Origin of the sequence: Marinobacter sp. (assembly GCF_041687235.1) — a bacterium.
In the GTDB taxonomy this organism is placed as follows: Bacteria; Pseudomonadota; Gammaproteobacteria; order Pseudomonadales; family Oleiphilaceae; genus Marinobacter.
In genome coordinates this window covers 199,025-213,873 of the sequence record NZ_JAWLCH010000006.1, presented here as the reverse complement: position 1 = coordinate 213,873, position 14,849 = coordinate 199,025, and the positions used below count along the sequence as shown (strand labels likewise).

At 59.5% G+C, this 14,849-nt stretch carries 16 protein-coding genes and 1 tRNA gene; 11 read left to right on the top strand and 6 right to left on the bottom strand.

Translation table 11 applies throughout. The annotated features are described in order from the left end of the window. Positions 1-83 precede the first annotated feature (83 nt). Complete coding sequence (locus ACESMK_RS10990) at positions 84-692, top strand: hypothetical protein (RefSeq protein ID WP_372998300.1); 609 nt, start codon at positions 84-86, stop codon at positions 690-692. Here the strand turns inward: ACESMK_RS10990 and ACESMK_RS10985 are convergent. After that, positions 685-996, bottom strand: coding sequence for a hypothetical protein (locus ACESMK_RS10985; protein WP_372998194.1), 312 nt, complete (start codon positions 994-996; stop codon positions 685-687). The genes ACESMK_RS10990 and ACESMK_RS10985 overlap by 8 nt on opposite strands. Before the next feature lie 116 nt (positions 997-1,112). Next, positions 1,113-1,619: a hypothetical protein gene (locus ACESMK_RS10980; RefSeq protein WP_372998192.1), complete on the bottom strand. Its 507-nt coding sequence runs from the start codon at positions 1,617-1,619 to the stop codon at positions 1,113-1,115. A 102-nt stretch (positions 1,620-1,721) separates the two neighbouring features. Here ACESMK_RS10980 and ACESMK_RS10975 point away from each other — a divergent pair, with 102 nt between their 5' ends. Genes ACESMK_RS10975 through ACESMK_RS10965 form a run of 3 tightly spaced genes read left to right on the top strand, consistent with a single transcriptional unit; the run spans position 1,722 to position 3,944 of the window. Further along, complete coding sequence (locus tag ACESMK_RS10975) at positions 1,722-2,642, top strand: ABC transporter ATP-binding protein (protein ID WP_372998188.1); 921 nt, start codon at positions 1,722-1,724, stop codon at positions 2,640-2,642. Positions 2,643-2,667: 25 nt separating this feature from the next. Further along, on the top strand, positions 2,668-3,429 hold the full coding sequence (locus tag ACESMK_RS10970) for an ABC transporter permease (protein ID WP_136632317.1): 762 nt from the start codon (positions 2,668-2,670) through the stop codon (positions 3,427-3,429). After that, positions 3,426-3,944 carry a DUF192 domain-containing protein gene (locus tag ACESMK_RS10965; protein ID WP_372998185.1) on the top strand — a complete coding sequence of 173 codons (519 nt, stop codon included), beginning with the start codon at positions 3,426-3,428 and terminating at the stop codon, positions 3,942-3,944. Before ACESMK_RS10970 ends, ACESMK_RS10965 begins: the two co-directional genes overlap by 4 nt. A gap of 13 nt (positions 3,945-3,957) precedes the next feature. On the opposite strand, the gene ACESMK_RS10960 is transcribed toward ACESMK_RS10965, so the two are convergent. Further along, on the bottom strand, positions 3,958-4,749 hold the full coding sequence (locus tag ACESMK_RS10960) for an enoyl-CoA hydratase (protein WP_372998182.1): 792 nt from the start codon (positions 4,747-4,749) through the stop codon (positions 3,958-3,960). Positions 4,750-4,927: 178 nt separating this feature from the next. Between ACESMK_RS10960 and ACESMK_RS10955 the strand changes: the two genes are divergently transcribed. From ACESMK_RS10955 to ACESMK_RS10945, 3 genes are read left to right on the top strand one after another with little or no spacing between them, the layout of a single operon-like run. Beyond that, the gene (locus ACESMK_RS10955; RefSeq protein WP_372998178.1) at positions 4,928-5,071 is read left to right on the top strand and encodes a hypothetical protein; all 144 of its coding nucleotides are present in this window, start codon (positions 4,928-4,930) and stop codon (positions 5,069-5,071) included. A gap of 40 nt (positions 5,072-5,111) precedes the next feature. Next, entirely contained in the window at positions 5,112-5,990 is an 879-nt protein-coding gene (locus ACESMK_RS10950; RefSeq protein ID WP_372998175.1) for a DMT family transporter, read from the top strand. Between the two features lie 53 nt (positions 5,991-6,043). Beyond that, positions 6,044-6,847: an enoyl-CoA hydratase-related protein gene (locus ACESMK_RS10945; RefSeq protein WP_372998172.1), complete on the top strand. Its 804-nt coding sequence runs from the start codon at positions 6,044-6,046 to the stop codon at positions 6,845-6,847. Here the strand turns inward: ACESMK_RS10945 and ACESMK_RS10940 are convergent. Further along, positions 6,848-6,934 (bottom strand) — tRNA-Leu (locus tag ACESMK_RS10940). It lies immediately after the preceding gene. A gap of 75 nt (positions 6,935-7,009) precedes the next feature. Beyond that, entirely contained in the window at positions 7,010-7,651 is a 642-nt protein-coding gene (locus tag ACESMK_RS10935) for a class I SAM-dependent methyltransferase (RefSeq protein WP_372998170.1), read from the bottom strand. A 184-nt stretch (positions 7,652-7,835) separates the two neighbouring features. Between ACESMK_RS10935 and ACESMK_RS10930 the strand changes: the two genes are divergently transcribed. From ACESMK_RS10930 to cydC, 4 genes are read left to right on the top strand one after another with little or no spacing between them, the layout of a single operon-like run. Then, the gene (locus ACESMK_RS10930) at positions 7,836-9,278 is read left to right on the top strand and encodes a cytochrome ubiquinol oxidase subunit I (RefSeq protein ID WP_372998167.1); all 1,443 of its coding nucleotides are present in this window, start codon (positions 7,836-7,838) and stop codon (positions 9,276-9,278) included. A 2-nt stretch (positions 9,279-9,280) separates the two neighbouring features. Continuing rightward, the gene (cydB, locus tag ACESMK_RS10925) at positions 9,281-10,282 is read left to right on the top strand and encodes a cytochrome d ubiquinol oxidase subunit II (RefSeq protein WP_372998164.1); all 1,002 of its coding nucleotides are present in this window, start codon (positions 9,281-9,283) and stop codon (positions 10,280-10,282) included. Beyond that, the gene (gene cydD, locus ACESMK_RS10920) at positions 10,283-11,995 is read left to right on the top strand and encodes a thiol reductant ABC exporter subunit CydD (protein WP_372998161.1); all 1,713 of its coding nucleotides are present in this window, start codon (positions 10,283-10,285) and stop codon (positions 11,993-11,995) included. It abuts the gene before it with no gap. Further along, a complete protein-coding gene (gene cydC, locus ACESMK_RS10915) occupies positions 11,988-13,604 on the top strand; it encodes a thiol reductant ABC exporter subunit CydC (RefSeq protein ID WP_372998158.1) in 1,617 nt (538 codons plus the stop codon). The genes cydD and cydC overlap by 8 nt, the downstream gene beginning before the upstream one ends. On the opposite strand, the gene ACESMK_RS10910 is transcribed toward cydC, so the two are convergent. Beyond that, the gene (locus ACESMK_RS10910) at positions 13,601-14,842 is read right to left on the bottom strand and encodes a saccharopine dehydrogenase family protein (protein ID WP_372998155.1); all 1,242 of its coding nucleotides are present in this window, start codon (positions 14,840-14,842) and stop codon (positions 13,601-13,603) included. The two genes, cydC and ACESMK_RS10910, sit on opposite strands and share 4 nt — an antisense overlap. Positions 14,843-14,849 lie beyond the last annotated feature (7 nt).

Genomic DNA, 14,849 nt, shown 5'->3' with positions numbered 1-14,849 from the left:
AATGGTGACGGGTTGGCGGTATAGGCTGGATACATTCCGTTACAATGTGATCACCTATTGCAACATTCAGGGTTCTGGTGATCATGATTAGCGGGTTGATTCTTCTTGTCCAGGCTGGGCTGATGGCGCTGCTGGTGCTGTTGGCTTTCCGGATGATCGCGTTGGTACGCTCCGAACCAATGGCAGCAGGCCATGAAAACCTCTGGCAGGACGTCGCCCGAACCGCCCATGTAAATCACGACCTTCCCCCGGGCCGACCGGAATGGCCCGTAGCCGTCCGGAAGCCGGTGGTTGACGCTGCGCCAGACCGCGCCGAACTCATCACCCGGCTGCATATCCTGGCAGGGCTCCAGGAACGGGATTGCCGGGTCAATGGCCTGGAACTGGCAACTGCACCGGAGGCAGTGAAGGCGTATACCGCCGCCTGGCTTTTCGGGGCCGGCTGCGCCCTCTGCCACAAATCGACCCGGCATTCGGAGGCGCTGGTCGCCATTGTTGCCCAGATAGCCAGCCGCAAAACCGGGATTCGACAGCCAGACGCGTTTCAGGCGATCAGCTCATTAACGGCCAGTACGGTGTACCTGGCCTGCTTCAGGGCGGGATTGGAAGGAGCGGAGTTCTGGCAGTACAACCATTACGTACCGCCAACATCGAGTCTCTACGAGGCCATTACCGCCAACGCGTTTATTTAGCGGTCTGTTTGGGTGCGGTTTCAAGCACCCAGTCTGTTCCCAGAGCAACCGGCTCGGCGTGGTCCTGTTCGTCTGCCCGGGTGCCGGAGATTGCGGGGCGCGTAAAACCACCATCCTCGGTATTGGCCATGCTGTCCACATCAACGGAACGAACCACGTAGGTAATGCCGCCGGCCAGCACCTTTGCCCGGTGAGTCAGCCCGAAGACAAACCTGCAATAATCCAGCTTCAACTGAATCAGATCCTGCTCGGCCTTGCGGATTTTTCTCAGCAGTACCTTCTGAACGCTATCTCCGTAATCCATCACGTGGTCCCTGGTGTTGGCGGTGTGGTGATTTTTGGTGAGTAAACCGAACTTTCACTGATTTTACACATTCCCGGCAGCTTGTCAGCCGACCGGGTTCCGGTTTATCCGGCGTTTTACCGGGCCCGGCCCGGTTCGGCCTGAAATACCAGTTTCACAGGGATGTCGCCGATGGGCTCCTGCCCCTGCTGCAGATCAATGCGCCAGATCATGGTGGCGTCGACCGTGCAGAATGGCGCAGTGAATCGCGCCGAATAGTCGTTGTCACTGCGTTTGCCCAATGGCACCGGGTACTCGCCCATGTACATGGATTCACCGCGCAAAACTGCCAGGAAACGCTCAGGGCGTTCGGGCGCGGTAACCGTTAGGCGGTACTCGGTGCCCTGTCCGCCTTCAGCCAATCTTGTAAGGGACACTTCCCAGTCGCCGGAATCGCTGGTCCAACGGCATGGCCCTTCTTCGAGCAGATCGCACCGGGCGGTGGCATTGCTGTTCCCCGGGTCGTCGCCGTTATCCCCGAGCATACGGGGGCCAAATACAACCACCACAACAAGCCCTGCAATCAATCCCACCACTGCAATTGCGCGTAACATAACGGCACCCCGAACAAACCAGACGCGCATTATGGAGTTTTCTCCTGCCCAGGCAAAGGTTTCTAAACTGGCGCCAGTCATGAGAAAATATCGCGCCTTCAATTCGACCCATTCTGACCACAGGACACGCCCGTGCAGCCGGATATTTCCGTTAAGCACCTGAGCAAGGTATATGGCGACGGTTTCCAGGCCCTGAAAGACATCAACCTGGACATCCGCCGGGGCGAAATCTTCGCCCTGCTCGGCCCCAATGGCGCCGGCAAGACCACGCTCATCAGCATCATCTGCGGCATCGTCAACCTCTCTTCAGGCGAGGTAAAAGCCGCCGGTTACGATATTGTCAAAGACTACCGTAAGGCCCGGGAGACCATCGGGCTTGTGCCCCAGGAGCTGAACACCGACTCCTTCGAAACCGTCTGGGATGCGGTTTCGTTCAGCCGTGGCCTCTTTGGCAAGCCACCCAAGCCGTCGCACATCGAGAAAGTCCTCAAGGACCTTTCCCTCTGGGACAAGCGTAACAACCGCATCATGTCTCTCTCCGGCGGCATGAAACGCCGGGTAATGATCGCCAAGGCGCTGTCCCACGAACCGCAGATCCTGTTTCTGGACGAGCCGACCGCGGGCGTGGATGTGGAGCTGCGCCGGGACATGTGGGAAATGGTCCGCAAGCTCCGGGAAAACGGCGTTACCATCATCCTCACCACCCATTACATTGAAGAAGCCGAGGAAATGGCAGACCGGATCGGCGTGATCCGGCAGGGTGAGATTATCCTGGTGGAAGACAAGACCCAGCTGATGACCAAACTGGGCAAGAAGGAGCTTCGCCTCCACCTTCAGCAGAAGCTCGACAAGGTGCCGGGCGAGCTCACCCTGGAACCGGTGGAGCTTTCCGACGATGGTTACGAGCTGATCTATACCTTCGATTCCCAGCAGGAACAGGCCGGTGTTGCCAGATTGCTGCGCACACTCGGGGATCTGGGCATCGAATACCGGGACCTGCAAACCCGGGAAAGCTCCCTTGAAGAGATTTTTGTCGGCCTGGTGCACGAATAGGCCCGCCGGCCCAACGGAGAAAGGCATGAACCTTTACGGTATCCGCGCAATCTACAAATTCGAAATGGCCCGCATGCGTCGAACGGTGATGCAGAGCGTACTGTCACCGGTGATCTCAACCTGTCTGTATTTCGTGGTCTTCGGCTCTGCCATCGGCTCCCGCATGGGCGATATCGACAACATCGCCTACGGAGCCTATATCATTCCCGGGCTGGTGATGCTGTCACTGCTGATGCAGAGCATTTCCAACGCCTCCTTCGGCATCTACATGCCCAAGTTCTCCGGCACTATCTATGAAGTGCTGTCAGCACCTGTGTCTTACGTGGAAGTGGTTCTGGGTTATGTTGGCGCCGCTGCCACCAAGTCCGTAATCCTGGGGCTGATCATCCTGGCCACGGCAAAGTTCTTCGTGGATTATGATGTGCTGCACCCGTTCTGGATGTTCTCCTTCCTGGTGCTCACATCGATAACCTTCAGCCTGTTCGGGTTCATCATCGGTATATGGGCGGATGGCTTCGAAAAACTCCAGATTGTCCCCATGATGATCATCACGCCGCTGGTGTTCCTCGGCGGCACCTTCTATTCCATCGACATGCTGCCGGAAGTCTGGCAGACGGTCAGCCTGTTCAACCCGGTGGTCTACCTGATCAGCGGCTTCCGGTGGGCGTTCTACGGCGTGTCGGATGTCCATGTGGGGATCAGCGTGGGCATGACACTGGTGTTCCTCACGGCCTGCATGGTGGGCATCTGGTGGATCTTCAAAACCGGCTACCGGTTGCGCTCGTGAGTGCGGCAGTAGGACGCCTTCGCGGGCTGAGGGTCTGTGCCGTTCTCGCGGCCGGTTCGCTGGTTTACGGCTGCTCTTCCGGCATCGCCTCTCCCCAGGAAGGTCTGCCGGTCATTGAAGCCTGTTTCGCAACCGCTCAAGGGCCGGTTGAGGTGGCACTGGAAGTGGCCAGTACCGCTGAACAGCGCCGGAAAGGGCTTATGGGCCGAACGTCGCTGGCGCCCGACGCCGGCATGCTGTTCGAATATCAGGAACCACGGGAGGCCAGCCATGGCTTCTGGATGTACCAGACCCTGATCCCGCTGGATATCGCCTACCTGAACCGGGATGGCGTGATTGGTAGCATCCGGGAGATGGTGCCCTGTTCCTCGGCAAACGGTTCCGGCTGCCCCACCTACCCCGCTGGTGTGCCCTTTATCAAGGCCGTGGAAATGAACGCCGGCTTTTTCCTGGAGCACGGCATCAGGCGCGGTGACCGACTCTACCTTGGCGCCGGGAATTGCCCGACGCCTTGATCGGGGCGCCTGCTCAGCTATCTTTCCATTCTGGCTTGCGCTTCTCCAGGAACGCGCAGATGCCTTCCTGGGCATCGTTGGCCATCATGTTGTCTGCCATCACCTGGGAGGTGTATTCGTAGGCATCCGCCAGGGGCATTTCCAGCTGCCGGTAGAAGGCTTCCTTACCAATCTTCAGGGTGTGGCCGGACTTGTCGGCAATGGTACGGGCCAGCTTGTAGACCATCTCATCCAGATGCTGTTCGTCCACGATCTGATTCACCAGACCGATCCGCTCGGCCTTCACGGCACCGATCATTTCACCGGTCAGCAGCATTTCCATGGCGTGTTTGCGGGAGACATTCCGGGACAGCGCCACCATGGGCGTGGAGCAGAACAGCCCGATATTCACTCCCGGCGTTGCAAAGCGCGCCGTATCCGCCGCCACCGCCAGATCGCAACTGGCCACCAGCTGGCAGCCTGCGGCGGTCGCAACACCCGCCACCCGGGCAATCACCGGCCGAGGCAGGTTCACGATCTGCTGCATCACCTTGCTGCACTGGTTGAACAACGCAAGCTGGAATTCGTGGCTGTCGAACTGCTCCCGGACTTCCCGAAGGTCGTGTCCGGCACAGAACACATTGCCATTGGCCGCAAGAACCACAACGCGGGTTTCAGTATCGGACGCGATGATTTCCAGCTCTTCGGACAGGGCCTCAAGCATGGCCATGGAAAGGCTGTTTTTCTTCTCCGGCTGGTTCAGGGTGAGCGTGGTAATGCCGTTTTCGCTGTACTTGTGAACCAGAGGTTCCGATTGTTCTGTCATGTCGACACTCCTTTTGGACTGCGATGCACCGGGAAATTTACCCAGAGTATTACTGACAGTGGCTATACTGTCGAAGCGACTTTTGTAGGATGCTCAGTTTTCGGGGCTTTGCGGTTGTTATAGCCCTCTACTGCCCATAGGCTGTCTGTAAGAGCCAAAAAGCGCAGAGGAGCCGTTCATGTCGAGATCCAACATCCTCAAAGCCCTGTTTGCAATCGCAGTTATCGGCGGTGCAATCTTCATTATCATCAAAGACGAACCGGCAACACCAACCGGCGACATCAACAGCATTCAGCCGCTGCCCGAACAAGACGAACCTTGAGCCGGCTCCCTGAGCCGGCATCAGAACAGGCGAACCCGCTTTGCAGACAACCCGAATCAAAGGACTGACCATCGCAGCCCTGGGCGTACTGTTTATCGTCCCGGATGCGTTGCTGGTAAAAATTACCTCCGTAGACCCGGTGGTGTTCCTGTTCTGGCGGGGCCTGTTACTGGCCATCAGTTTCCTTGTGATCAGCTGGGCCCGATACCGTTCCCGGCTGGTGCCCGAAATCCGCAAATGCGGCCGTAAGGGCCTGTTTTGTGCCGGTGCTTTTGCTATCAGCACCCTCGGATTCGTAGTGGGCATGAAGAACACGGCCGCCGGCAATGTGCTGGTGATCCTCAACACCGCGCCGGTTATCGCGGCCGTTATCGCCTGGGCGGTCTGGAAGGAGACCCTGCCCCTGCGAACCTGGGTGGTCATCCTGGTGTGTGTGACCGGCGCCACCTTTATGGCCGTGGGCGAATTCGGCAAAGGCGATCCCCTGGGCCTGCTCATGGCCGTCGTTGCCGCGACAGCGCTTGCCTCCAACCTCAACGTGGCACGCTCCAAACCGGAAAGTGATATGAGCGTGATGCTCATGTTTGGTGCTCTCGCGCTGGCTGTCGTTGCCGCGCTGCTTGGTGGAGCCCGGATGCCGTCGGGTCGGGACTTCTTCTTTATCGCCCTGCTCTGCCTGGTGTTCCTGCCAACCGCCTGCATCCTGATCCAGATTGGTCCACGCTACATTCCGGCGGCAGAGGTCAGTCTGATGCTGCTTCTTGAGACGGTGCTCGGGTCCTTCCTGGTGTGGCTGTTCCTGGGCGAAGTGCCGCCAAAACTGAGCCTGGTGGGCGGCGTAATCGTATTCTCGGCCCTGGCGGTGCACGGCTGGACGGAAGTAAGCCGATACCGAAAGGCGCGGCTGGCAGTTGATTAACCCGGTTCCCGCGCGCGAAGATACGCGCTGATCAAAAACAAGGAACCGCCATCATGACCACCGTACCCAAGCTCGCCGACGCACTGCTCACCCTGGAAAACCGGGTAGCCACCCTCACCCTCAACCGCCACGACCTGCGCAATGCGCTGACAGGCTCACACCTGATCGACGACATCGTGAACACAGCGGAATGGGTGAACCAGTGCGATGACGTGTCGGTATTGGTGATCACCGGGGCGGGCTCTGCGTTCAGCGCCGGGGGCAATATCCGGGACATGGCCAACCGCAGCGGCGATTTCGCCGGTGACGTGGCCGAATGCGCCGACCGCTACCGCAAAGGCATCCAGCGCATTCCCCTGGCCCTCCAGAACGTCGAAGTACCCATCATCGCCGCCGTAAACGGCCCCGCCATTGGTGCTGGCTTCGACCTGGCCAATATGGCGGACATCCGCATTGCCTCGGAAAGCGCAAAGTTCGGCGAAACCTTCCTCAACCTCGGCATTATCCCCGGCGACGGCGGCGCCTGGTTCATGCAGCGCCTCATCGGCTACCAGCGCGCGTTCGAGCTTACGCTCACCGGCCGGGTGATCGACGCCGCCGAGGCAAAAGAGTTGGGCATTGTTCTGGAGGTGGTGCCAGCGGACGAACTGATGAACGCCGCGAATGCCATGGCAGGCCGCATGGCCAGCCAGCCGCCCAAAGCTACGCGGCTCACAAAGCGCCTGATGAAGATGGCGCCGAGAATGGAACTGAAGGATTTCCTGGACGTATGCGCGAACTTCCAGGGCATGTGCCATAACGAGCCGGAGCATCTGGAAGCGGTGAATAAAATGCTGGAGGCGATGTCGAAGAGATAATGGTGCTCCGGGCCGGAATCGAACCGGCACGACCTAACGGTCGAGAGATTTTAAGTCTCTTGTGTCTACCAATTTCACCACCGGAGCATTCGGGGGAGGTTTTGACGGGCAGAATTGTATAAGTCTGCGTGGGGTAACGCAATTCGGATTCTGCCCTCGCCGCTATGCAGTTGAACTGGCTTCTGCGGGCTTGGTTGCCCTGCCCTTGTAGATGTAGCCGGCGATTTTCGGGGCCTTGGGGATGTAGAGGTTTTCCAGTTCCTGGATGTCGAAGCCGGCGTGTCGGATCAGGTCTGCGATGTGGCGGTTCAGATGGCAGCCGCCGGCCAGCTTTTTCCAGCCGGGGGTGATGCGATGTTGCCACTTGCGGGTGCCATCGTGGGGAGATTCCCCGTGTTCCAGGAACAGGAGTTCGCCGCCCGGTTTGAGTACACGCCACATTTGCAGGAGGGCTGCGTGCCAGTCGGGGATAGTGCACAGGGTGAAGGTGAGCAGTACGGTGTCGACGGAGTGATCTTCCAGGGGTATTTTCTCCCCGGGCAGGTCCAGCCACTCTACCTTGATGGGGGATCTTGCCAGATTGGGTTGGGCCTTTCGGCGCATGCCTTCTGAGGGTTCCAGGCCGTACACCATATCCACGTTAGCAGGGTTGTAGAACTCCATGTTGATGGCAGAGCCCATGCCAACCTCCAGAACCACCCCTCTGGCGTGGGGTACCACCTGGCTGCGTAGTTTCATAACCTGGCCCATTGAGCAGGCGCGGTCTATGATGTGGGGCAGTATCCGGTCCTCGTAAAAGCTCATGGGGTTCCCCATACTTGTTATAAATCAAAGGGTGCGACAATCCGCCCTATCGGATTTGCTACCATGTTTAGTAGCATAGTAACCATCTGCCGGTAATAACAATATAACAAACAGAGCTAAGGCAGCGGCTGAACGGGTTCGCTGGGCCCGTTTGTTATGACGTAAACGTTACCGGAGGGTTCCCATGGAACTTGATCCTCTCATCTTATCGCGAATCCAGTTCGCGTTTGTGGTGTCATTTCACGCCATTTTTCCGGTGTTTACCATCGGGCTTGCTTCCTACATCGCCGTACTTGAAGGTCTCGCCTTCAAAACCGAGAACCCGTTGTGGGTGAAGCTCTCTGCCTTCTGGACCAAGGTCTTTGCCGTGGTGTTTGGCATGGGGGTGGTGTCCGGCATTGTGATGTCGTTCCAGTTCGGAACCAACTGGAGCAACTTCGCCCAGGCCTCAGCCAACTTCCTCGGGCCTGTTCTGAGCTATGAGGTGGTTACCGCGTTTTTCCTTGAAGCGGCGTTCCTCGGGGTGTTGCTGTTCGGCCGGGACAAGGTGCCTGCAGGTGTTCACCTGTTTGCCGCCATCATGGTTGCGCTCGGTACCTTTATCTCCTCGTTCTGGATTCTGTCGGCCAACAGCTGGATGCAGACTCCGGCCGGCACTGAGCTCCGTGATGGGGTGTTCTATGTCACATCCTGGAGCGAGGCACTGTTCAACCCTTCATTCCCCTATCGTTTTGCCCACATGGGTCTGGCCTCCTTCCTGACTGGCGGTTTTGTGGTGGCCGGTGTGAGCGCCTGGTATCTGCTGCGGGGGCGCGAGATTGAGGCGAACAAGAAAGCGCTGTCCATGTGCCTGTGGCTGTTGCTGTTCATTGCGCCGGCGCAGGCGGTCCTGGGTGATTTCCACGGACTGAACACTCTGGAGCATCAGCCGACCAAAGTGGCGGCCATGGAAGGTAACTGGGAAACCTCCCGCAATGTGCCCTTGCTGCTGTTTGCCATTCCCGATCAGGAGAATCAGCGGAATCTCTACGAGATCGGTATTCCCAGCCTGGCCAGTTTCATTCTGACCCATGAATGGGACGGTGAGGTCCCGGGCGTAAGCGCGGTTCCTGTGGACGAGCAGCCCCCCGTTGGGATCGTGTTCTGGTCCTTCCGGATCATGGTGGGTATTGGCCTGCTGATGATTGCCTTCGCGGTTACCGGACTGGTTCTGCGTGCCGGCGGTCGTTACTGGCGTACCAACTGGTTCCTGCAGGGCATGCGTTTCATGAGTATCGCGCCCTTCCTTGCGGTGCTGACCGGCTGGTTCGTCACGGAAGTGGGCCGGGCACCCTGGCTGGTGTACGGCCAGATGACCCAAGCAGAGGCGCTTACCCCGTCGCTGACCGGCGGAATGGCGTTGTTCACGCTCATCGGCTATATCGTTGTGTACGCTCTGGTGTTCTCGGCCGGTGTGTATTACCTGATGCGGGTGCTGTATGTCGGTCTTGAAGACCGGGATGAAGACGAGCATGAGGCCGAGCGACCCAAGCGTCCCTTCTCTGCGGCCCATGTTCCCTTTGAAATTGAACACGAATCCGGCGGCACCGTCGGCACCGCCAAGCCCGTCAACGAGGGAGGTCACTGATTATGGAACTGTTCGATCTGCCCCTGATCTGGGCATTCATTATTGGCTTCGGCATCATCATGTATGTGCTGATGGACGGGTTTGACCTGGGCGTGGGGATTCTCTTCCCCTTCGCCCCGAGCGAGGAAGGCCGGGACACCATGATGAACTCGGTGGCCCCGGTGTGGGACGGCAACGAAACCTGGCTGGTGCTGGGTGGTGCTGGCCTTCTGGCGGCCTTCCCGATGGTGTATTCCATCTTTCTGCCGGCGCTCTACATTGGGGTGTTCCTGCTGCTGGCCGGGCTGATTTTCCGGGGCGTGGCGTTCGAGTTCCGGTTCAAGGCCCGGACGTCCCGTTACCTGTGGAACTGGGCGTTTGCCGGTGGCTCTACCGTTGCCTCTTTTGCCCAGGGCGCCGTGGTCGGTGCCTATATCCAGGGCTTTGAAACCGCCAACGGCGTTTACGTGGGCGGCGCGCTGGACTGGCTGACGCCGTTCACCGTGCTCACCGGCCTGGGCATGCTGGCTGGCTATGCCCTGCTGGGTTCCACCTGGTTGATCATGAAAACCGAGGGTTATCTGCAGCAGTGGGCGTACAGGATCACCCTGCCGCTTCTCACCGCAGTGCTGGTGGTGTTTGGCATTATCAGTGTCTGGACGCCGTTCGTCGACCCGATGGTCTGGGAGCGCTGGTTCTCCAACCTGACCGTGATCTGGATTCTGCCGGTGCTGACCCTGCTCTGCGCGTTCCAGATCTACCGGTCGGTTCGTGACCGCAAGGAAGGCATGCCGTTCGTGGCCACCATGGGCCTGTTCATTACCACTTACCTGGGTTTGGTGGTCAGCCGCTGGCCGTACGTGGTGCCGCCGGAATACACCCTCTGGGATGCGGCCTCCGCGTACGAATCCCAGCTGTTCCTGCTGCTGGGGCTGCTGTTCGTGATTCCGATTGTGCTGGCCTACACCGCCTGGACCTACTGGGTCTTCCGCGGCAAGGTGCGTGCCGGTGAGGGATACCACTAAGTGGCGGAGCCACGGGCACATGGTGGTGGAGAGCGTGTCTCCGCCACCGACCAGACGGCTGTCAAGGGATGGCTTGCGGAACTTGCCCGTGGCAGCCGTTTCTGGATTCGCAGTACGGTGGCTGCCGGTACCGTTGCCGGGATTGCCACCATTATCCAGATGGTTCTGCTGGCCCGGATTATCCATCTGGGTGTGATTGACGAGGTTCCGGTTGCGGACCTTACTCCCCTCTTTTTTGGTTTGATCCTGGCCATGGGCGTGCGTGCCCTTGGACAGGGTTTTCAGACCCGATTCGCGGCGCGTTGCAGTGAGCAGGTTCGCCGGGATGCCCGCCGACAACTTCACAAGCACTGGCAGGCCACCGGTCCGGTTGAGTTGGGCCAGTCCTCTGCCGGCACCCTTGCCCGGGAGTGGATCGACCATGTAGAAGCCCTGCACGGTTACTTTGCGCGGTTTCTGCCGCAAATGACCCTGTCCATGATTGTGCCTCTGCTGATCCTGGCCCTGGTGTTCTGGCTGGACTGGCTGGCCGGCATCTTCCTGCTTCTGTCTGCACCGCTGATTCCTTTGTTCATGGCCCTTGTGGGCATGGGCGCGGAGAAACTGAACCAGCAGCATTTCGAAACCATTAGCCGGCTTTCCGGGCAGTTTCTGGACAAGGTTCGTGGCCTGACTACGCTTCAGCTCTTCGGCCAGACCGCCGGGGCCGCCGAGCTCATTCGCAAACGCTCGGATTACTACCGGCGCATTACCATGAAAACGCTCCGGGTCGCTTTTCTGTCCTCGGCGGTGCTGGAGTTCTTCGCCTCGGTGGCCATTGCGGTCATCGCCATTTACATCGGGTTTGGGTTGCTCGGGTACATTACCTATGGCCCCTCCGGGGACCTGACCCTGTATTCCGGTTTGCTGATTCTCCTTCTGGCTCCGGAGTTTTTCCAGCCGCTACGAACACTCTCCCAGCATTACCATGATCGGGCCGCGGCCATGGGCGCGGGCACCGAGATACTGGAACGCCTGGGTGCTCCAGTGAATCAGGGAACCTCAACCGAGCGGGTGTCCGTTGAGGGTGCGAATGACCGGATCGAGCTGCGCTCTGTCACTAAGCGCTTTCGATCGGACCAGACCGTACTGCAAGACCTGTCCCTGACCATTCACAAAGGGCAAGTCGTTGCTCTCACCGGCCCTTCCGGTGGGGGTAAATCCACTTTGCTTCATCTGCTGGCCGGCTTTATGGCAGCGGATGCCGGTGAGATCCACCTGTTCGGCGAGGCGCCGGGCAGCTTCCGGTTCGGCTGGCTGGGCCAGAAAGGGTTTCTGGTGCAGGGTACCTGGGCGGACAATCTCAGGCTGACCACGCCGGATGCCTCCGATATTGCCATTGAAACAGCCCTTCGCAACGTGGGTCTTGGTCCGCTCCTGGATAGCCGCCAACAGGGAATCTATAGCCCGGTGTCTGAGGAAGGTCAGGGGCTCTCCGGCGGCCAGGCCCGCCGGTTGAGTCTGGCTCGGATTTTCCTGGCCGATTACGATCTGATCCTGCTGGATGAGCCCACGGCCGGTCTGGACAGCGACAGCGAAGTGTTTGTGCTGGAGGCGCTGCATAAACTGGCGGTAGCGGGCAAAACACTGGTCTTTTCCACCCATCACCACGCCCTGCTCACCCTGGCAAACCGGGTGCTGCTGGTGTCCGGCGGGGAGGTGCGCGATGCGTGATCTCAAACCCTGGCTGGACCTGATCTTCAAACGCCCGGGGCGCCTGGTTGTGGGTGGTTTCCTGATCTTCGCCACCCTGCTTTCCGGCATTGGCCTGTTGGCGGTTTCGGGCTGGTTTATTACCGAAACCGCACTGGTCGGCCTGCTGCTGGCTGCCGGTGTGGCAGCGACCATAAACCTCTATGTGCCCGGTGGCGCCATCCGGTTTTTTGCCGTGTCCCGCACGGTGTTCCGTTATCTGGAACGGGTCTACAACCACGATACCGTTCTGCGCCTGCTTACGGACATCCGCGTGGCACTGTTCCGGCAATTGTCGGTGGCCAGCCGTATCCGCCGTGGCGAGCTTAGCGGCGCCCAATGGCTGTCCCGGCTGACGAGCGATGTCGATGCCCTGGATACCCTGTACCTGCGTTTGATCGCGCCAACCGCGCTTGCCGGCCTGGTAACGCTTCTGATGGTGGTTCTGGCCGCGGTGTTATTTGATACCGGCACGGCGCTGCTGGTCGGGCTGTTCCTGACGATTTCCCTGGTAACCGCCACGGTCGGTGTTTACCTGCGGACCTGGCGGCTGGCTGCCCGACAGAGCGACCGGCAGGAAGCGCTTCGAACTGCGGTTATCGAGCATATTGAAGGCTTCCCGGAGCTGACCGCAGCCGGACGCACCGGCAAACATGCCGCCTGGCTCATGCGCCAGGCCCATCAGGTGACCTCGGAGCAGGCGAAGGCAGATACTCGCGTGGGCTGGCATCTGGCCGGGTCCCACCTGTTGGTCAATCTCTCTGCCGTTCTGGCGCTCTGGGTCGGTTTTTCACTGTTCCAGGCTGGTACCTTGTCCGGCCCGGTGCTGGTGTTACTGCCCATCGCCCTGCTCGGTCTGGCTGAGGTCTACGCGATGCTACCGGATGCCTTTGGCAAGCTGGGAGCAACGGTTGCCTCGGCAGCACGACTGAACAGGGATTGTCGGGAAGATGAACAGCCTGTTGCGCCAACGGCAGGTGAATTGCCGCCCAGGGTCGCCCTGCTGGCCGACACCATCTCGGTAAAATATCGTGGTTATGCGCCTTTGTTCACGCGATTCAACCTTAAGGTTGGGGATGGCGAACGCATTGGCATCCTCGGCCATTCCGGCAGCGGCAAATCCTCGCTGGCCGATGTCTTCGCCGGCCTGCTGCCGTTGTCCCAGGGCCGTCTCGCGCGCACCGATTGCGTCTACCTGACCCAGAAAACCGTGTTGTTTGAAGATACCCTGCGCGCCAACCTGTTGTTGGGTTCGCCTGAAGCTTCGGATACCGAGCTCTGGAGCATGCTGGAGCAGGTGGAACTGGCTGAGCGCTTCGCAACCGAACCGGATCAACTCGACACCTGGCTGGGTAGCGCAGGCAGTCGACTCTCCGGCGGTGAAGCCCGGCGTGTCGCCCTGGCGCGGGTGTTACTGAACCCTGCCCCGCTGGTGATACTGGATGAGCCATTCACAGGCCTGGATGCCGAAACCCGGGCGCGGATTGCCAAACGGATGGAATCGCTTCTGGAAGGAAAAACCGTGATCAGTCTGGCACACGGGTCGGATGCCCTTCCGGGCACCGACCGTGTGATTCATCTGAGCGGCTAGCGGGTTTCAAGAACCTCGAAGGTCAGGCCCGCCTTGCTGGTGAGCCGGTCCATCAGCTTGCCGTCCAGCAATGAGGAAGGCGTCCAGAACCCGCCCGGCTGATCCGCCGGAATATCGAACGCCAGGCACATGCCCGCTTCGCCCAGCATTTTGCCGGTTGAACCGTAGCCCGGGTCTCGATCGCCGGTCACCTTGGTGATGATGGTTTTGCCATCCTCCGTGCGACCTACGAAACGAAGATCGTAGAACCCGGCTTTCTGGGCTTCCGGGCTGGGACCTTCGCCCGGCTTGGGCACAAATTTCTCAACCACCCAGCGGGTCGGTTTGATGGCCGAGGCCATCAAAAATGCGCCCAGCCCACCGGTGATAGCATACGCTGCCAAACGTCCCTTGGTACCACGACCGGTCATCATGGCTTCGTCGTAGGTGAATTCCTTGCCATAACGCGCGTTCTGCAGGGCGTTGGAACGATGCACCACTCGGGTGTTGATCGCTGCCATTACGAAAGGTGCGAGCCAGGCGTTGAAGGTCTTGTCGAATTCTGCGCCTTTCAGGCTGGGCTGACGGGTCTTGGAGCGATGCTCCGGCGGGCAGATCGAGAACGGATTGGCCATTTGCTTCCGCAGTTTCGGATCGGCTGCCGCTTCCTTCACCGCGTTCATCAGGGAGGCAACGGTGCCGCCTGAGAATTCGCCTTTAGCGGTTTTCACCCGCATGCGGACATCCCGACATGGTGTGCCGAAGGTCTGCTCTGCCTGGTTCTGCAGGAACCAGACGCCCATATCGGAAGGAATTGAGTCAAAACCACAGCAGTGAACAATGCGCGCACCGGACGCTTTCGCTTCCTCCTCGTAGCGCTGCACCATCTTGGCAATCCACTGAACTTCGCCGGTCAGATCGCAGTAATCGGTGCCGCTGCGCACGCAGGCCTGGACCAGCGGCTCACCATAAAGGGCATAGGGGCCGACGGTGGAAATGATCACCCGGGTCTGCTCGCACATGGCGTTCAGAGCGTCTTCATCGGACGCGTCAGCCAGAATCACCGGCAGATCCCCGGCTTTGTCGCCAAGCTCGGCTTTCAGGGTGTTGAGCTTGGTCTCGGAGCGACCAGCAATTGCCCATTTCACCGATTGACCCACTCCGTAGGTTTCGAGCAAGTAACGGGTAAGAATCTGGCCAACGAAACTGGTGGCACCGAACACTACCAGATCGTAGGCCGTTTCAGCGGATTTAGTCATTGCTCTT